Annotated in this window: 11 protein-coding genes; 9 read left to right on the forward strand and 2 right to left on the reverse strand. The window is 40.8% G+C overall.

All coding sequences use genetic code 11. From position 1 onward, the window contains the following. The first annotated feature begins 7 nt into the window (after positions 1–7). The 6 genes from D0T85_RS13085 to D0T85_RS13110 all read left to right on the forward strand — a co-directional run bounded on the left by D0T85_RS13085 (position 8) and on the right by D0T85_RS13110 (position 12364). On the forward strand, positions 8–2029 hold the full coding sequence (locus D0T85_RS13085; protein ID WP_163213939.1) for a RagB/SusD family nutrient uptake outer membrane protein: 2022 nt from the start codon (positions 8–10) through the stop codon (positions 2027–2029). 15 nt (positions 2030–2044) lie between these two features. Next, the gene (locus D0T85_RS13090; protein WP_163213942.1) at positions 2045–3232 is read left to right on the forward strand and encodes a discoidin domain-containing protein; all 1188 of its coding nucleotides are present in this window, start codon (positions 2045–2047) and stop codon (positions 3230–3232) included. 269 nt (positions 3233–3501) lie between these two features. Beyond that, positions 3502–7527, forward strand: coding sequence for a hybrid sensor histidine kinase/response regulator transcription factor (locus D0T85_RS13095; RefSeq protein ID WP_163213944.1), 4026 nt, complete (start codon positions 3502–3504; stop codon positions 7525–7527). 142 nt (positions 7528–7669) lie between these two features. Continuing rightward, positions 7670–8788, forward strand: coding sequence for a glycoside hydrolase family 105 protein (locus D0T85_RS13100; RefSeq protein WP_163213946.1), 1119 nt, complete (start codon positions 7670–7672; stop codon positions 8786–8788). Positions 8789–8804: 16 nt separating this feature from the next. After that, entirely contained in the window at positions 8805–10925 is a 2121-nt protein-coding gene (locus tag D0T85_RS13105; protein WP_163213948.1) for a glycoside hydrolase family 2 protein, read from the forward strand. Continuing rightward, complete coding sequence (locus D0T85_RS13110) at positions 10922–12364, forward strand: alpha-L-fucosidase (protein WP_163213950.1); 1443 nt, start codon at positions 10922–10924, stop codon at positions 12362–12364. Before D0T85_RS13105 ends, D0T85_RS13110 begins: the two co-directional genes overlap by 4 nt. A 61-nt stretch (positions 12365–12425) precedes the next feature. On the opposite strand, the gene D0T85_RS13115 is transcribed toward D0T85_RS13110, so the two are convergent. Continuing rightward, the gene (locus D0T85_RS13115; protein WP_163213952.1) at positions 12426–13586 is read right to left on the reverse strand and encodes a MalY/PatB family protein; all 1161 of its coding nucleotides are present in this window, start codon (positions 13584–13586) and stop codon (positions 12426–12428) included. Between the two features lie 21 nt (positions 13587–13607). After that, a complete protein-coding gene (locus D0T85_RS13120) occupies positions 13608–15014 on the reverse strand; it encodes an amidophosphoribosyltransferase (protein WP_163213954.1) in 1407 nt (468 codons plus the stop codon). Between the two features lie 150 nt (positions 15015–15164). Between D0T85_RS13120 and rpe the strand changes: the two genes are divergently transcribed. The 3 genes from rpe to D0T85_RS13135 are packed head-to-tail and all read left to right on the forward strand — an operon-like array spanning position 15165 to position 19852. After that, a complete protein-coding gene (rpe, locus tag D0T85_RS13125) occupies positions 15165–15815 on the forward strand; it encodes a ribulose-phosphate 3-epimerase (RefSeq protein ID WP_163213956.1) in 651 nt (216 codons plus the stop codon). A gap of 26 nt (positions 15816–15841) precedes the next feature. Then, positions 15842–17950, forward strand: coding sequence for a ComEC/Rec2 family competence protein (locus D0T85_RS13130; RefSeq protein WP_163213958.1), 2109 nt, complete (start codon positions 15842–15844; stop codon positions 17948–17950). A gap of 51 nt (positions 17951–18001) precedes the next feature. Next, entirely contained in the window at positions 18002–19852 is a 1851-nt protein-coding gene (locus tag D0T85_RS13135; protein WP_163213960.1) for an endonuclease/exonuclease/phosphatase family protein, read from the forward strand. Positions 19853–20051: the final 199 nt, after the last annotated feature.

Genomic DNA, 20051 nt, shown 5'->3' on the forward strand with positions numbered 1-20051 from the left:
TACTAGAATGAAAAAAATATATACTATAATTGCAGCAATGCTGATAACCACATCGTTGTTTACCGCATGTAACGATGACTTTATGCAGCAAGACCCGATAGACGACATGGCAAACGGAACTTTTTTCACTAAAGAAGGCGACCTGTCGTTATACTTAGATGGCCTATATCAGTATTATTTAATTGGCCACGGTAGAGGCGAAACCAATGTAACAACTGCTATAAAAACATACATGGGTTTAAGAGGTGGAGGAAGCCCTATTGTTTATGGTGATATGCTTAGCGACAACGCAGTTTATACAACAGCAAACTCAGCCACAACCGATCCGGATGGCAAATTATCCGGAACATACGAAACACCCAATACAGCTCCGGCATGGTACGATGCTCCGTGGGAATGGAAACGTTTAAGGAAAGTAAACTATTTCCTAAATCATTATCAGGAAGTTAGTACTACTAATCCAGAGAATTTAAAGAAATGGGCAGCAGAAGCATATTTCTTTAAAGCAATGGATTATTACACTAAATTACTATCATTGGGCGAAGTGCCATGGCTCACTAAGGAACTGACTTTGGATGCACCAGAACTATATTCCTCAAGAACACCACGTGTAGAACTGGTTGATAGTATTATGATGTGTTTGAACTTTGCAGTTGACAACCTATTAGATAACAACGAACCGGCAGGCCGTGTAAATCAGGATCAGGCATTGTTCCTGAAAGCCAAGTTCTGTTTATTCGAAGGAACATTCCGGAAATACCATACAGAACTGAACTTGCAATCAACTGCTACTAAATTTCTGGAAGAAAGTGCCGAAGCAGCAAAACGCATCATGGATAAAGGTCGCTATCAACTTTATAAAGACCCCAATGTAACAGACTCTTATTGGCAGCTTTTCTCTCAAACCGATCATCCCAGCACTCATGGAAATAAGGAAACTATTCTGGCCCGTGTATACGATGGTGCTACAGTAGGAACAAGTGTAGCTCGCTACTGGGGATTTAACAATCATACCCGTTATGCTTGTGGGGCTCCACTTGGTGTTTTAGAAGAATATTTATGTGAAGACGGAAAACCGATTTATCTTAGCGGAACTCCGGGAAATTATGTTCAAAATCCATTGTTCAAAGGATATGATGGTTTATGGGAAGAATTAGACAACCGTGACCCACGCTTAACCCAAACAATTTGCAAGCCCGGACAGTATGCATCTGTGTTCGATTATAATGCAGGAGGCAAATATGGAATTGACGAAGTAGGTATTATATATCCTGCCATTACTCAGGCTACAGGTGGAGGCTCTCCAACCAAAATGTACAACACAACGGTAACAGGTTACCGGTTTATCAAACATTTCCTTCCTAATAAAGCTATATGGGATGATAATCCTAAAGGAAAACAAACTGCACATATATTCCGTTATGGCGAATTGTTACTGATATACGCAGAAGCCAAAGCCGAACTAGGAACTATATCAAATGATGATTTGGACAAAACGATTAATGCATTAAGAGCAAGAGCAGGGTTTAATTTTACAAAATATCCTGATTCAAAACTAAGTTTAAGCAATATTCCTGCCGATCCGCGTCTTGATGCCATATATACAGCAAAACTGGATTACTCTGTTACTCCGATTATTCGCGAAGTAAGACGTGAACGCCGTGTTGAGATGATGATGGAAGGACAAAGGTATGAAGACCTGATACGTTGGAAAGCCGGTAAACTCTTTACTGTACCATTAAGAGGAATGAAAATGACTGCCGTAAAAGAAGCACTTTATGATGGTAGAATTGATCAGGTTAATCCCAAAACAGGTATTAAAGAAACCGCAGCACCCAAATATCAGAAGAATGTTAGCACATTTGTTGATTCTGAAGGCTTTATTATTCCATGGGCAAAATCCACACGTGTAATTGATGGAGTATTGCCATGGGACGATCGCAGGTATTATTTCCCAATACCATTAAAGGAGTTGCAGTTAAACCCGAATCTGACACAAAACCCAGGTTGGAAAGACATTAACAGATAATTAGAATCTACAATTATGAAGAAGAATTTATATACACTTATAACTATAGCCTCGTTAGGACTGGCATTCACTGGTTGTAATGATGATTACGATGAAATCAGGAATGGAAACATTTCGGTTAAAGGTGTAGAAGCCGACAGTGATAAAAAGTTTATTCGGATTGAAGACAACAAAACCCTTCAACTTGAAACTTTTGTAATGCCTACCCAATTAGCATCGAAAGTGAAGTTTTCTCTTACAGGTACACAATCGGGAGCAATTGAAATATCCTCCGAAGGTTTGATTACACCATTGATAAAAACACCTGCCGAAGGTGCAATACCTGCCCCTCTAGGAGTAGATACAATTATGGTTTCTTTAGAAAATCATCCGGATATATTTGTTAAATATCCAGTAAGAGTTTATAGCCATATAAAATTGGCTACGAGTATTACGCTAAGCTCATCAGGACAGTTACCGAATATTGTAAAAGGAAGAACTTTTAACTTAGCTCAATATGTTACAGTTAATCCTACTGATGCTACCGATAAAACAGTATCGTACTTCTCGGAAGATACATCCATAGCAACAGTAGATCAAAACGGAGTTGTTACAGCTGTTGGTGAAATAGGACAGTCGACTAAGATTTTCATTAAATCGAATGACAGAGGCGGTGCTACAGGAGAATCTACAATAACCATTGTTGGTAAACCTGCAAAACACGTAGAATTCCCCGTCTCCAACAAATGGTCACTCGCATCCAACCTGGACGCCAAAGAAGGCGCTCTTGAAAACCTGTTAGACGATAAAAACTCCACATTCTGGGCACCTACTATAAACAAACGCCCCATCTACGATGTAGAGTGTAATCTGGATATTGATTTGGGCGAAGTAATTAACTTCAGTCAATTTGGTTACAGGCACAGAAGCCTCAACTACTCGCACCTGCAATGCCACACATTTAAATTACAGGCAAAGAAGGCCGAAGGCGATGCTTGGACCGATTTACGCGAATGTGTTACCGAAGCACTGCAAGCAGATAACTACCAACTGTTTGAAGTAGATAAACCAATGGAAGCCAGATATATAAGAGTAGTCTTTGTGAAAGGTCACCTTAGATCAGGTAAAACCGATTGGAATTATAGCGAAGATGGAAACGTATCCGTTGGAGACATCCAAGTGTTTAAATACAACTGGACAGCAGAAGATGAAAAAGAACTCTAACATATAAAATGAGCACCTACTTTTAACTATTACATAGAGGCTGTGCAATTGGCATAAAACCATGCTTTTTGGCACAGCCTCTTCGTTTGTTTTTATCCCGGTAGGATGAGGCTTTTCTCCCGGTAGGATAAAGCCGTTATCCCGGTAGGATGAAGCCTTCATCCCGGTAGGAGAAAACCGTTATCCCGGTAGGATGTTTTTATTCAGACCAATGACTTCCATACATCATCTTTTTTCTATATCTTAGAGTTCTAATTATTTGTATAGCAATGAAAACAAGGTATATATTCTACTTTTTCCTTGCCTTCCTTTTTCTTACCCAGCAGGCTTGGGGGGCCGAAAACTATAAATTCAGAACCATGTCGCCCGATGGGGGATTTTATTACGATGGCATAAAAGCCATTGAGCAAGACAAAGACGGATTTGTATGGATAATGATGGACTACGAGCTGTATCGCTTTGATGGACTGGAATATAAAAAATATTACCCACACTTTGCTGCAATAAACGACTCGTGCAAATGGCTTTTCCGCAACATGGCATCCGATGCTCAGGGAAATCTCTTTGTAAATACCGACAATGGGGTATTTGGCTACAACCGCATATACGATAAATTTGAATGGATATTCGATCGGGTTTATGTTATAAAAACAGATAAACTAAACAACTTGTGGGCATGGCACGAACAAAAGTGGCGACTGGTTGATGTAATAAACAAAACCTTAACCGAACCATTGTTCGATGGCGACTCGGTATCGTACGTTAACCCAACCATTTGTACCCATAATAATGATCTTTATACATTTATAAATAACAAAGTATACCGCTACAACCCGGCAAAGCACGAATTTGTTTTCTGTATGGCACTGCCCCAAAGCGATTCGAATATACGATTTGCCAAAGCACACCAGGGAAAGCTATGGCTATACAACAATAAGTACGGGCTGTACAAAATAGATTTATCAACCTTTAGGGTAGAGGAACAATACGGACTGATTGACGAAGTTAGTAGCAGCTCAATCAGAACTTTCCTGATAGACCGGGAAGGATACCTGTGGCTGGGAACCATAAACGGTTTGTACATACTCGACCCTCAAACCCGCACCTGCTCGCATTACACACATTCGGACACCGATCCGTTTAGTTTGCCCAATAACTCTATCTGGACAATAAACGAAGACCGCCAAGGCAATATCTGGGTAGGTACTTACTCGGGTAAATTATGTTATGTAAACATCAACGAAAGCAATGCCTTTAAAACCTTCACTCCGCAAAACAGTGGCTTAAACCAAGTACCGGTAAGCTCGTTTGCCGAAAGCGAAAAACACATCTGGATTGGAACCGAAGGAGGAGGCATAAACCGTATGGATAAAGAAACCAACCAGTTTCAATACTTCACCCAGGACAACAATATAACATCTAACAACATAAAATCAATGGTGGTTTATCCAAACGAAAACCTCTGGATATCCATGTACACCGGCGGATTAGACCATTATGACAGATCGCAAAATACTGTTACCAACTACAAAAACAAACGCGAAACATCGAACTCGCTATTGATAAATAACATTCGTAAAACGGTTCAGGAGGCCGACTCCGGATTGTGGATAGCCTACCAGTATCAAAAACCCGAGATATCTTACTTCTCGATAAAAGCCAATACATTTAAGCATATTAAACTGAAAAAAGATACCGACGAATACATCTTCGACATTCTGAAGCAGGGCGAAAAGTACTTATGGGCCATCACCAACGAAACTCTTTATAGAATGGACATAGCAACACACAAAGTAGAAACAATGATTGCCAAAAACTATATGGGGTTTTTCACGTTTTGCCTCGACGATTCCGGAAACATCTGGATAGGAACCATTGGTAATGGTTTGATTAAATTCGATCCCAACAACACCACATTTGTAGCATTGCACGAACTGTTGCCCAACAATATTTATTCTATTTACAACATTTGTTACGACGATGGAAACATTTGGATGGGCACCGATAACGGATTGTATTGTTATAACATAGCGCAAAACAGTCTACAAAAATTTGATAAACGCGAGGGTACCCAAGGTCAGGTTTACTATCCTTTGGCGGTAATGAAAGGCAATAACGGGAAATTGTATTTTGGGGGCACAAATGGCTTCACGGTAGTTAATCCTAAAAAGCTGCCTTACAATCAGTATAAACCCAAAGTTATTATTTCCGACTTCTTTATTGATCATAAATCGGCACAACCCACTTATGCCTTCAAAGACTCGGTTACCGAGATTGTATTAAAGTACGATCAGGCAAACTTCGGATTTAAATTTTCTTCGGACAACTACCATGTTCCCGAAAAAAACACGTTCAGGTACAGGCTGAAAGGATACGATGAACGTTGGATTGAAACCACAGCCGCCAACCGAACTGCCATGTACTCTAAAGTTCCGGCAGGCACATACTACTTCGAGGTTTACACTGCCAACAACGATGGGGTTTGGGGCAATACGCCTGTTACCATAAAGATAAAAAGAAAACCCGCCCCTTGGGTAAGTTGGCCGGCATACCTGCTTTATTGTTTGGTAGTTATAAGTATTGTGTACATCATACTGCGACACTACAACGAAAAGAAACGGCTAAAAATGCAACTATATCTGGAAAATATCGAAAACGATAAGAAAGAACAGATACACCAAACACAGCTTCGTTTCTTTACCAATATATCGCACGACTTCCGCACACCTCTGTCGCTTATTATTGCTGCATTAGAGAAGTTAAGAAAAGAAGGATTGAAAGAGTATTATTACCGCATACTGAATGGTAATGCCCAACGGCTGCTCAATTTGGTTAACGAGTTAATGGATTTCAGAACAGTTGAAAACGGTAAAATGAAACTGGAACTGCAATCCATCAACATTAACAACCTGATTAATGAAATAGCAACCGACTTTGCCGATTATGCCGCACAACGGAATATAGACTTCCGGATAGCATGTAACCCCAACCTGCCCAACGATATATATGTTGACAGAAATATACTGGAAAAGGTTGTTATGAACTTATTGAATAATGCCTTTAAATACAGTCGCGACAATGGCAACATTACCATAGAAACGGGGTTTGGAAACAATAACTTTGTTTCTCGCTATAAAAGCAGCCACACCATTGGCGAGGTAACCAACTATGCCGAAACGTTTCACATAGCAGTTAAGGATACCGGCGTTGGCATTTCGAAGGAGTCTATCAGCAGTGTATTCGAAAGATTTTATAAGGTAAATACCGTTAACTCCGATTCGCATTTAGGAACCGGAATAGGTTTGGCACTTGTTAAAAGCTTTGTGTTACTGCACAAAGGAAGCATATCGCTTTATAGCGAAAGAAACGAAGGTACAGATATCATTGTTTATCTGCCCCTGAACAAAGAGGTGTTTAATGAAGAAGACTTTATGCAATCGAAGGAGGTCAAGGTTGAAAAAGAAGAGCCAGCCGAAGACAATGCCCCATACACACCAGCCGGGAATGAAGAAAACAAGATACTGAAACAACTGAAAAAGAAAATACTGATAGCCGAAGACAACGAAGACCTGCGCGTACTGATTGCCGAATCGCTATCGGACGAATTTGATATTTACCAGGCACCCGACGGACTTGCAGCCACCAAGTTGATTGCCAAAGTAGATTTTGAGCTGATTGTAAGCGATATTATGATGCCCCACAAAGATGGAGTTTCGTTGTGCAACGATGTGAAAACGGATATAAACACATCGCACATTCCATTTATTTTGCTTACAGCCAAAACAAGTGTGGAAAGTAAAATAGAAGGAGTAGGGTCGGGCGCCGATTTGTATCTGGAAAAACCAATAGACCTTAACTTCCTTAAACTGTCCATACAAAATATATTCAGAAACCAGCAACAGCTGAAAGAATACTATGCCAAGAACTACTATGCCGACAGCAGTGAACTGTCGTCGAACGAACAAGACAACAAATTCCTGAAGAAACTCACAGCATTTATTGAGGCCAACCTGGATCAATCCGAGATGGATGTAAACCTGATAGCCAACGAACTGTCGATGAGCAGAAGCAAACTTTACACAAAAGTGAAAGGCCTCACAGGCAAATCGGTAGTTGAATTTGTACTAAATTACCGTTTGCGTAAAGCAGCCAAACTAATTATTGAAGAAAACATAACAATGAAAGAAGTTATGATGCAAATAGGTATTGAAAGTCAACCCTACTTTACAAATGCCTTTAAAAAGATGTTTGGCGAAACCCCAACTGCGTTTGCAGCAAAGCACAAAGCAAAATAATAACCCGTTTTAAACAAATAGATAAAACAAATACTGAATTGAGTAAAGGCGCAAATGGGTAAACATCTAATTTTGCTCAGAGGTTGATTGGCTTTAGATCAAATCATCATACAAAGAAAAAACGTTATCAAATTACATTATTATGAAACCTTTACTCACTCCGTTCCTGGCATTTCTTCTACTGGTTAACCTCTCTTGTTCCGGAAATAAAGAAAGAGATAATATAAAGTTGGTTATGAAACAAGTAGCCAACTGGCAAATGGAGAACTTTACCTATAAAACAGAAGGTAACCTGCACGACTATGGCATCGATGCCTGGACCAACGGAGTACTTTACCTGGGCATATTTGATTGGGCAGAGGCAACCGGCGATACGTTGGGCCACAAGTGGTTGATGTCTATAGGTACAGAAAACAACTGGACCATTCCTGCTAACTTTGCCAATTATCCCAAATACAGCCTTTATCATGCCGACGAGTTGTGTGTTGCCCAGTTTTACCTGAGCATGTATGGCAAGTATAAGCAACCCGAAATGCTTGCATCCGTCAGGCAACGGGCCGATTGGATAATGCACAACCCGGCCGACTCTTCTATGAGTTACCGTAACAAGCAACAATGGGTTTGGTGCGATGCGTTGTTTATGGCCCCTCCGGTATATGCACAACTATCTGATATTACCGGTAACACTGCCTATCTGGATTTTATGCATGAAAACTTCTTGAAAACATACCATCACTTATACGATAAGGAAGCTAACCTGTTTTACCGCGATGATAGTTATCTGGGCAAAACAGAGGCCAACGGCGAAAAGATTTTCTGGGGCCGGGGCAACGGTTGGGTGTTGGCAGGCATAATAAACATACTGAAACAGATTCCTGCAGATTCTCACTATCGCCCTTATTACACCAGTCTTTTTGTTGAACTGGCCGCCCGGTTAAGCAAATTGCAAAATGCTGATGGCTTTTGGCACGCCAGCCTGTTAGATCCCGCCAGTTACCCATCGCCCGAAACCAGTGCAACAGCCCTGATTACATACGGATTGGCCTATGGGGTAAACAACAAACTGCTCAACAGTTCGTATATTCCTACTATTAAAAAAGCATGGGAGGCACTTCTCACTGCTATCGATACAAACGGCAAACTGGGATATGTGCAGCCCATTGGTGCCGATCCCAAAAAGGTTACCCGCGAAATGACAGCCGTATATGGTACAGGTGCATTCCTGATGGCCGGAGTCGAAATGTTGAAACTATTAGAATAAGCATAAACTAAATCTCATGAAAAGAAACGTGTTTTTATTACTTGCCTTTTACCTTTTTGCATGCACTGCTTACAGTCAAACAACAGCAAGAACAGTTACTTCCTTCAACGAGGGTTGGAAGTTTAAAAAAGGTCCCTTCGCTAAAGACCCCACTTTGTTTGCTGCCGGCTTCGACATGCGCTGGCAGGATGTAAACATTCCGCACACCTGGAACAATACCGATATGCAGAATGATAAAAACAACTATTATGCAGGCGAGGCGTACTACCGGAAAGAGTACACCCCGGATGCTTCACTCAAAGATAAAAGAATATTCCTGCGATTCGAAGGGGTAGGTTCAGTGGCCGAAGTATATGTAAACAACACCTATGTGGGAAATCACAAAGGGGCTTACTCTGCTTTTGCTGTTGAGATAACCAATGCCTTAAAGTTTGGCGAAAAAAACCAGATTCAGGTAAAGGTCGATAACTCGTCCCGGCCAGATGTTATACCCATTAATCATACACTGTTTGGGGTGTACGGGGGTATTTATCGTCCGGTAGAACTTATTGTTACCAATAAAGTAAACATTGCTGTAACCGATTTTGCATCGCCCGGTATTTACATCAGCCAAAAGAAAGTAACTTCTAAATCGGCAGATGTGAACATTAAGATTAAGATGGAAAACAAGAACAAAACAGCTGTAGATGTTGTGCTTTCGACAACTGTTTTCGAGGCAAATGGTAAAGTAAAGGCGGGTATGTTAACTCCTGTAACCGTTCTTCCACAGGGAAGACAGTTTGTTGAACAAGACTTCACCCTAAAGAATCCGCACCTGTGGCAAGGACTGGAAGACCCCTATCTATACAAAGTAGTTACCCAGGTATTATCCGGTAACAAGGTGATTGATGAAGTAGTTCAACCCCTGGGACTAAGACACTTTGAACTGAAAGCTGCCGATGGCATGTACCTGAACGGGAAAAAAGTTCCGATGTATGGCGTATGCCGGCATCAGGACTGGTGGAAGCTAGGTAGTGCCCTTACAAACGAAAATCACGATACCGATCTTGCCATTATTAAAGAAATAGGGGCCACCACCATTCGTTTTGCACATTATCAGCAATCGGAATATCTTTATTCTAAGTGCGATAGTATTGGTTTTATGATTTGGGCAGAGATTCCTTTTGTTAACCGGGTAAGCACTTGGGAGGGCGAAAATGCCAAACAACAACTGATAGAAATGGTTCGCCAGAACTACAATCACCCCTCTATTTATGTTTGGGGGCTGCACAACGAAGTATACACCCCTTACGATTACACAGTAGCACTCACTACCGATCTGCACGATCTGGCTAAATCCGAAGATCCGTACCGGTATACGGTTTCGGTAAGTGGTTATTCAAAAGTAGATCAGGCATCGAACCTCAATGCCGACATACAAGGTATTAACCACTACTTTGGTTGGTATAGTGGCAAAATACAGGATGTAGAAAAGTGGATAACAGGCATGGAGAAAGATTTTCCCAACTACAAAGTAATGTTCTCCGAGTATGGTGCCGAAGCAAACATTCATCAACAAGAAGAGGTGGTTGGCGATTTCGGCCGGTGGTTCTCACAGTTCTATCCCGAAACATTTGCTACTAAGTTTCACGAAATACATTGGGGGGTAATATCCCAACATCCTTACCTGATTGGTTCTTACATTTGGAACACCTTCGACTTTGCTACGCCGGCCACAACACAGGGTGGGGTAGAAGCACGGAATATGAAAGGCCTTGTTACCTTCGACCGTAAAACAAAGAAAGATCCATATTACTGGTACAAAGCAAACTGGAGCAAAGAACCTGTATTGTACCTTACTCAGCGCAGGGCTACACAACGAGAAAATAAAGTAACGCCTGTAACCGTATATTCAAATATGGGCACACCTAAATTGTATGTAAATGGTGTAGAGGTAACAAATGTAACACAGGGCACAACCCATGTACACTATATCTTCAACAACATTGAACTGAACGAAGGCGAAAACACCATTATAACAAAAGTTACTGCCAACGGTAAGGAACACGAAGATAAGGTTGTGTGGAACTACTCTCCCGAGAACCGCAAGTTACTGGAGAAGGCAACGCTTAAAACAAAAGAACATATAGGATTATGAAAAAAACTCTTTTCTTATTATTTGTATTAGCAGGATTACTAATATTTCCTGCAAATGCACAAAACAGACGCGCATCAATCCCGTTAAAACATGGTGCGCACCGTATAGGGAAACGTACCGATGCCGAAATGCAACGCTGGCGCGAACATGGCTTGGGTCAGTTTATACATTGGGGAGTATATGCCATACCGGGTGGTTTTTGGGAAGACAAATATTATCCCGGTGCTGCCGAATGGATTCGCTCATGGAAAGAAATGCCCAAAGATGCTTACGATAACCTGTACAAGGGATTCAACCCCAAAGCTTTTGATGCCAAACGTTGGGCTAAACAAGCCAAAGAGATGGGGGCTAAATATATGATATTTACCACAAAGCATCACGATGGTTTTTGCTTGTGGCCCAGCAAATACACCGATTACACCATTGCCAACTCACCCTACAAAAAGGATATAGTAAAAGCTGTGGTCGATGCTTATAACAAAGAAGGAATCGATGTGCATCTGTATTTCTCCATCATCGACTGGAATTACAAAGGATATCGTTCGGCACCTCCGGTAACCAAAGAGGACAGCGTGTTGTACGATAAGTTTAAAGAGTTCACCCGCAATCAGTTAATAGAACTGTTAACCAATTACCCTACCATTAAAGGACTTTGGTTTGATGGTAGTTGGGATAAGGCATGGATAAACGAAGCCGCCTGGGTTGATGAATTAGGAAACGAACTTCGTGCCATGCATCCGGGATTGGTTATTGGTAGTCGCTTCCGTGCCGATGAGAATGGTAAACGCCACTACGACTCAAACGGTGACCTGATTGACGATTACGATCAGACTTGGGAACGCGACCTGCCCAACTCAATAGACGATTTGAATGGTAGTGATTGGGATTGTGTAATGACTGTACCTCAAAACCAATGGGGTTATCATAAGGAATGGCGAGGGTATGTAAAAACATCGTACGACTTAATAAAGATGATGCTTCATGCCGTATCTATGAATGGTAACTTTGTTGTAAACTTCGGCCCCGACGGGCAAGGCAACATTCGTCCGGAAGAAACTCAACTGGCTGCAGAGATAGGCGAATGGATGAAGATTAACAGCGAAGCCATTTACGGTACATCCCATGTAGGTTTGAAACAACAAGGCTGGGGATATTATACCGGAAAGGATAATAAAATATACCTGACTGTTTTTAACAGGCCAATTAATAACATGATTAATCTGGAGATTCCCAAAGGAGGCGTTAAGCCATTAAAAGCTTATTTCTTAGCGAATAAAGAGGAGGTTGAGATTATTGATGCCGCTAAAAACAAACACAATAACAGTTTGTATAACATCGCCATACCTGCCGGTTATACCTCGGATAAACCATTTGTTATTGTTCTTGAAGTGGAACAGAATTTGAATGATAAGGATACGTATCAACAGGCGAAAACGTAAATAGTTGAGAGTTGAGAGTTGAGAGTTGAGAGTTACCATGCGGCATCGTAACTCTCAACTCTCAACTCTCAACTCTCAACTGCTCCAATGCTTGCTTCAACACACTCCGCGGACAACCTACATTGAGCCTCATAAAGCCGGTGCCTTCTTTTCCAAACATTGTTCCATCGTTTAAAGCCAAACGGGCATCATCAACAAAGAATTTCACAAGTTCTTCTTGCGACAATCCCAATTCCCTGCAATCAAGGAATACAAGGTAAGAGGCTTGCGGACGAATCACTTTGATGGCCGGCACATTCTCTTTCAGGAAATTATCAGTAAAGTCAATATTGCCCTGAATATATTCTATCAGCTGATCCAACCATTCGGTTCCGTTACTGTAGGCGGCTGCAACGCTGATAAATGAAAATACATTTCCTCCGCCTAACTCTATCTTATTGAGGTGGTCTTCGAATTTCTCTTTCAATTCTTTATTCTCAATGATGCAATAAGAACTGTATAGCCCTGCCATATTAAAAGCTTTGCTGGGCGACATAAATGTTATGCAGTTCATTCGGGCCTCTTCGGATATCGTTGCAAAAGGATGATGCTTGTAAGGAGGTAAAGTTAAATCGGCATGAATCTCGTCCGAAACAACAAAAACATTGTTTTCGTGGCAGATGGCAGCCAGTTCGCTGAGTTCCTCTTTTGTCCACACACGTCCGCCGGGGTTATGGGGATTACAGAGGATGAACATTTTGCATCCTTGTATATCTTTTCTGAACCGGTCCATATCGATATGATACTGCCCATCTTGCAGCACCAGCGGACTGTATACCACCTCGCGGTTATTGTGTTCGGTTACCAAAAAGAAAGGATGATATACAGGTGGCTGCACCATTACCTTATCGCCAGGTTTGGTAAAACACTGAACAGCCAGTGCCAATCCGGTAACAATGCCGGGAGAGAATAGCAGTGTGTCGCTGTTAATCTTCCAGCTGTAACGGTTGTTCAGCCATTGAATGATAGAAGTGTACCAGCTTTCTGCTTTTACGGTATACCCCAGTATTTCATGTTCCAGCCGTTTCTTTATGGCTTCAACAACAAACGGAGCTGTACGGAAATCCATATCGGCTACCCACAAGGGAGTTAAATCTGTCCGCCCCCAGATTGTTTGCAAAGCGTCTACTTTAACAGCATCGGTGTGGGTGCGATCTATTATTTCATCAAAATTGTATTTCATGGGGTTGGGGTTTAAAGATTACTAAAATCGGCTCGACCCATCAAAGCAATGTGTACATACTTTGCATTTAGGTAGTCCAATAGCCTGAATCATAGTCTCCATCGAATTGAATTTTAAACTAGTTAGTTTAAACTTTTCTGCAATCTCGTTTACCATTCTTTTATATTCGGGAGAGTCTGTTGTGGCATATTTATCCAGGTTTTTATTTTCATCGCCCTCAAACTTCTTGATTATTTGGCGAGTGATAAGCTCCATTGGGCTTCTTGAAGAAGTAAAGCCTATAAACGGACAACCATAGATAAGCGGTGGACAGCCGATACGCATGTGCACCTCTTTGGCACCATACTCAAAAAGAACTTTTACGTTATCTTTCAGCTGAGTGCCTCGTACAATAGAATCGTCGCAGAAAATAATACGTTTACCTTGTAATATGGCCCGGTTGGGAATTAGTTTCATCCGGGCAACCAAATCACGTAGTTCTTGCTTAGCAGGAGTAAAGCTACGAGGCCATGTAGGAGTATATTTAGTAATAGCACGGCGGTAAGGTACTCCTTTTCCCTGTGCATAACCAAGTCCTTGTCCGATGCCCGAATCCGGGATTCCGCAAACAAAATCCACATCCGAATCATCACCCTGGCTCATAATGCGTCCGCTTTCGTACCTGAATTCTTCTACATTTCTACCTTCGTAAGATGAGTTTGGAAATCCATAATACACCCAAAGGAAAGAGCAAACCTGCATTTCTTCGTTAGGTTTCCGTAATTGCTCTACCCTGTCGGCATATACCCTAACAATTTCTCCCGGGCCTAAATCGGAAACGTGATCAAAATCAAGATTGGGTAAACTGTTCGATTCGCTGGTTATGGCATACGCATTTTCTTTCTTACCCAATATAACCGGCGTCCGGCCCAACTTGTCGCGGGCAGCAATAATTCCATCTTCAGTAAGCAGAAGCATGGAACACGATCCTTTTATTTTGTTGTATACATTTTCTATACCTTCAACAAACGTTTTACCTTGTATAATAAGAAGTGCAACAAGTTCGGTTTGATTGGTATTGCCGGAACTAAGTTCGGCGAAGTGCATGTTTTTATTGAGGAGTTCTTCTTCGAGTTCGGGTAGGTTGGTTATTTTGGCTACAGTAACAATAGCGAAACGGCCGAGGTGAGAGTTGATTATAATTGGTTGAGCATCTGTGTCGCTGATGATTCCGATGCCTGCTTCTCCGTTAAATTTACCGAGTCCTGCTTCAAACTTACTCCTGAAATATGAACTTTCCAGGTTATGAATGGCTCTGATAAATCCTTTTTCTTTACTGTAAGTGGCTAATCCGCCGCGTTTTGTACCTAAATGTGAATTGTAGTCTGTGCCATAAAATAAGTCAGTCACGCAACTGACCTTCGAGACTGTTCCAAAAAAACCTCCCATGTAATCTTCGTTTTTATTTAGAGGGAACAAAAGTACGAAAAGAATTTTGAAATTTACGATTAGATGATTTACGATTTACGATTGAAATTAGTTCTTGTTTACCAGAATCATTTTTTTATTTACCTTTGTAGAAAGATAAATTGTGAATCTATGAAACCAATAATAGCCCCTTCCATATTATCGGCAAACTTTGCCAATCTAGCCAAAGACATTGAAATGGTAAACCGGAGTGAAGCCGAATGGATTCATATTGATATTATGGACGGCGTTTTTGTTCCCAATATTTCTTTTGGATTTCCGGTATTGAAATATGTAGCCGAGCTAACTAACAAACCACTGGATGTACATTTAATGATAGTGCAACCGGAAAAGTTTATACCCGAAGTCAAAGCCCTTGGTGCACATACCATGAATGTACATTTTGAAGCCTGCACACACCTGCACAGGGTGATACAACAAATTCGTGAAGCAGGCATGCAACCGGCTGTAACTATTAATCCGGCAACTCCGGTATCTTTATTGGCCGATATCATTAAAGATGTATATATGGTATTGATAATGAGTGTGAATCCCGGATTCGGCGGACAAAAGTTTATCGAACACTCTATAACCAAAGTACAGCAACTCCGTAAATTGATTGAAGAAACCGGATCGAAAGCACTTATTGAAGTAGATGGCGGAGTTAATCTGGAAACAGGAGCACGACTGGTAGCAGCAGGTGCAGATGTACTTGTTGCCGGAAGTGCCGTTTTTGCCAATGAGAATCCGGAACAAATGATACATAATCTGAGAACTAGTTAGTAGCTAGTAGTTAGTAGCTAGTAGCTATGCAGTATCGCAATACTAACCACTCACTTATTACTCGTTATCCTTTTCTGCGTTTGTTATTGCCTCTGGCAGTTGGGATATGGTTGGCCGATTATCTGTTTTTTAAAGATATCCGAATTTCTTCAGAGGCTTTATGCATTGGTTTATCAGCCTCTTTTATTGTTTTATTGATTACTCACTTTGTTCGGAATTACACTATCAGGTGGTTCTTTGGAGTAACATTACACATTTTTCTTTTTCTTCTGGGCGCTACCCTTACCACATCTAAACTATCTGATGGTTCTTATTCTTTTGCCGGAAAAGAAATGATTTACCGGGCTGTTGTTACAGGTAATCCTGAATATAAACCAAACAGCATTCTTTGTCCGTCTACTTTGAGCGAAGCATTCGATTCTATTCCGGGTTCTGTAACCCAGAAAGTGTTACTTTATTTTCCGCAGGATTCATTAGCCTCTACTCTAAAACAAGGAGACGAACTACTGTTTCATGCACAAATATCATTGCCCCGGAACAATGGCAATCCGGAAGAATTTGATTATCCCCGGTACTTGATACGGAAAGGCATAAGTGGTACAGCTTATGTAAAGCCTGGCAAATGGAAGGTTGTATCGCACTCGGAAACCGAAACTTTACAGGAAGAAGCATTTAAATACCGCAATTATGTGCTGGATAGATACAAACAACTGGGATTTGCAGGAGACGAACTTGCTGTACTTTCTGCATTAACGGTTGGATATAAAGATGAATTGAGCGAAGAAATACGAGAGTCGTTCTCAATATCCGGAGCCAGCCATGTACTGGCGCTCTCAGGCCTGCACATTGGAATCCTCTTTGCACTGATGTCCTTCATTTTTATAAAATGTTTTGGATCGGGCAGGAAAGCCTCCATACTTCGTGCAACAATTACAATCATACTTTTGTGGTGTTTTGCTTTAATTACCGGATTCTCTCCTTCAGTGGTTCGTTCGGTGTGTATGTTTTCGTTGATAGCCATATCACAGGTGTTCTCGGGTAAACTGCTGACCATAAATTCGCTTGCAGTTTCGGCCTTTTGCATGTTGCTTTATAATCTGGTATGGCTGTTCGATGTTGGCTTTCAACTCTCGTATACCGCAGTGTTGGGCATCGTTTTAATTCAACCCCGGATATTTGGGCTACTCAATGTAAAAAATAAAATCCTAAACTATCTCTGGGGACTAATAACAGTGTCGATAGCTGCGCAAATTGCCACAGCGCCATTGGTATTGTATTACTTTTCACGGTTTTCTACTCACTTCCTGCTTACAAATCTGTGGGTAGTTCTTTTGGTTACCATAATTGTGTATGTTGCAATTGTAATGCTTCTTGCCTCTCCGGTTTTATGGCTATCGCAATTTATTGCTGATATACTAAATACATTGATAGGAGTCTTAAATTATTCGGTTCGCTGGATCGAGAAATTACCATACTCTTCAATAGACAATATCTGGGTGCACCATTGGGATGTTTTTGTTTTTTATCTGGCGCTTTTTATCGGTTTGATTTTAACAATCCGGTTCGCCCAAAAGTATGTGTTTGCTTTAATAGCCTGTTTACTTTTTCTGGTGTCTCATCAGCTTTGGTTTACTGCAACCGAGTTGCCTCATTCAAACATAGTATTCTATAATGTGCGCAACTGTCCGGTTGTACATTGTATCAATAACAATGGCACCTCGTGGTTGGTATGTGCCGACAGCGTATCGGATTTAAAACATTTATCTAAAACTCTTTCAAACTACTGGAATCGGCGAAAACTCGATACTCCACAACAAATACTGGCCGATAGATACGAAGCAGATATTTTACGGCAAGATAACTACCTGCATTTTAAAGGCAAACGCATTTATATACTGAATGATGACCGGTGGTACGGCAAACACAGCAAATGTTTATTGGAAATAGATTACCTGTATGTATGCAAAGGATTTACAAAAAGTCTGGAATCTATAGCAGGGCTAATGGATGCAAAATGTGTTGTCCTGGATTCTTCTTTACCCGCTTACCGGATTAATCAGTTAAAAAAAGAATGTACACAATTAGGTGTTGAATATGTTTTATTGAACGAAAAGGCTTTGATTATTGACTGTTAAATGCTTTTTTGTTACTTTTGGCATTCACTAACCTAATTAATCTCTATTGTCATGAAAAGAACTTTTTTTGTTTTCCTATCCTTTTTGTGCTTTGTTTCTGTTATAGCACAAACAGTTCAACCTAAAGAAGAGAACTCCCTGCGCATTATGTCTTACAATATTCGTAATTGTATTGGCATTGACGGCAAAATGGATATTCAACGTGTTGCCGATGTTATAAACGAAGTTGCTCCCGATTTTGTAGCCATACAAGAAGTTGACAGCGCAGCAACCCGTACCAATGGAGTATATGTATTGGAAGAAGTTGCAAAGAAAGCATTGATGCACCCTTCCTTTGCTCCGGCTATTGATTTTCAGGGAGGCAAATACGGAGTAGGGCTCCTGTCGAAAGAAGTTCCATTGAACATCCGGCAGATTCCTTTGCCTGGAAAAGAAGCCCGTGTACTACTGGTAGCCGAGTTCGATAAATGTGTTGTTTGCTGCACACATTTTGCTTTAACAAAAGAAGAGAGAATGGAATCGGTTTCTATTATCCTCGATGCACTTAAAGACATAACCAAACCGGTGTTTCTGGCAGGTGATATGAATTCTTTGTACGACTCGGAAGAACAAAAGCTATTACGCGAACATTTTGTGGTTTTGAATAATCCCAAGCAGAATACATTTCCATCGGATACACCAAGAGAGTGCATTGACTATATGTATGGTTTTAAAAATGCCGGAAATACGTATTCGGTTTTAGGACGAAATGTTTTAAACAACCGGTTGGGATCGGATCATTTACCCCTATATGTTGATGTACGTCTGAAAGCAGAACAGGCCGATATTTTCCGTACAAAACCGTATCTGCAAAATCCAACAGATAATGGGATTACCGTTTCATGGTTTACCAATGTTCCTGTGCATGCATGGGTAGAGTATGGAACAGATGGCAAGCTGGACCAGCGAAAAGAATTGTATGTTGATGGGCAGATGATATGCAACAATAAACATCACAAAATACGACTCACCGGGCTTGAACCGGGTAAAACATACTATTACCGTGTATGCTCGCGCGAAATCACTTTATACCAGGCATATAAAAAAGAATTTGGAGAGACAGCCTACTCTGATACATACAGGTTTATTATGCCATCCGAATCTACTCAGGATTTTACAGCAATTATTCTGAATGATATCCATAAGAATAATAAACTGATGGCTATGGTTGAGCAGGTAATTCTTGGAATGGACTATGATATGGTATTCTTTAACGGCGACTGTATTGACGACCCCAAGAATGAGCAAGATGCTGTTGGCTTCCTCTCGTATATGAACGAAAAGGTAAAAGCACAAAATGTTCCGGTATTTTATATGCGTGGCAATCACGAGATAAGAAATGCCTACTCCATTGAACTGCGCAACCTGATTGATTATGTTGGTGATAAAACGTATGGAGCATTCAGTTGGGGCGATACCCGTTTTGTTATGTTGGATTGTGGCGAAGATAAACCCGATAGCACATGGGTATATTATGGACTGAATGATTTTGAAGGTCTACGGTTGAATCAGGCTCAGTTCCTTAAGCAGGAATTAAATAGTAAAGTTTTCAAGAAAGCTAATAAACGTGTACTTATTCATCATATACCTATATATGGAATGAGGGCAGAATCATACAACCCTTGTTTGAAGTTATGGGGCGATTTATTGCAGAAAGCTCCTTTCAATGTTAGTTTAAATGCTCATACCCACCGTTACGCTTATCACGAAAAAGGGGCAGTAGATAACAATTTTCCTGTTGTAATTGGTGGAGGCAACAGGCCCGAAAGTGCAACAATTATGGTTTTACGCAAAAAAGGCAATGATATGACATTGACTGTATTAACACCTACAGGCGAGAGTAAACTGGAATTGAAGTTGTAAACATTACATCAATGTTTACAGATGTTAATATATATTGCATATATCATTGTTTTTTCGTATCTTTGGCATTGCATAAGAGTAGCATATAATAATACGGGGATGTTAGTAATTCAAAAGACTATCGTTCCCGTATTTTATTTTGTAAAACTACAGAGTTTTCTGTGGCGAACTACAGACTTTTCCACAGAAAGCTACAGAC

The sequence above is a fragment of the Bacteroides sp. 519 genome (assembly GCF_010500955.1).
Taxonomy (GTDB): Bacteria; Bacteroidota; Bacteroidia; order Bacteroidales; family Bacteroidaceae; genus Bacteroides.

Bases quoted from the DNA above. Each gene is read 5' to 3' on its own strand.
- D0T85_RS13085 (WP_163213939.1), top strand. From the start codon at position 8: ATGAAAAAAATATATACTATAATTGCAGCAATGCTGATAACCACATCG.
- D0T85_RS13090 (WP_163213942.1), top strand. From the start codon at position 2,045: ATGAAGAAGAATTTATATACACTTATAACTATAGCCTCGTTAGGACTG.
- D0T85_RS13095 (WP_163213944.1), top strand. From the start codon at position 3,502: ATGAAAACAAGGTATATATTCTACTTTTTCCTTGCCTTCCTTTTTCTT.
- D0T85_RS13100 (WP_163213946.1), top strand. From the start codon at position 7,670: ATGAAACCTTTACTCACTCCGTTCCTGGCATTTCTTCTACTGGTTAAC.
- D0T85_RS13105 (WP_163213948.1), top strand. From the start codon at position 8,805: ATGAAAAGAAACGTGTTTTTATTACTTGCCTTTTACCTTTTTGCATGC.
- D0T85_RS13110 (WP_163213950.1), top strand. From the start codon at position 10,922: ATGAAAAAAACTCTTTTCTTATTATTTGTATTAGCAGGATTACTAATA.
- D0T85_RS13115 (WP_163213952.1), bottom strand. From the start codon at position 13,586: ATGAAATACAATTTTGATGAAATAATAGATCGCACCCACACCGATGCT.
- D0T85_RS13120 (WP_163213954.1), bottom strand. From the start codon at position 15,014: ATGGGAGGTTTTTTTGGAACAGTCTCGAAGGTCAGTTGCGTGACTGAC.
- rpe (WP_163213956.1), top strand. From the start codon at position 15,165: ATGAAACCAATAATAGCCCCTTCCATATTATCGGCAAACTTTGCCAAT.
- D0T85_RS13130 (WP_163213958.1), top strand. From the start codon at position 15,842: ATGCAGTATCGCAATACTAACCACTCACTTATTACTCGTTATCCTTTT.
- D0T85_RS13135 (WP_163213960.1), top strand. From the start codon at position 18,002: ATGAAAAGAACTTTTTTTGTTTTCCTATCCTTTTTGTGCTTTGTTTCT.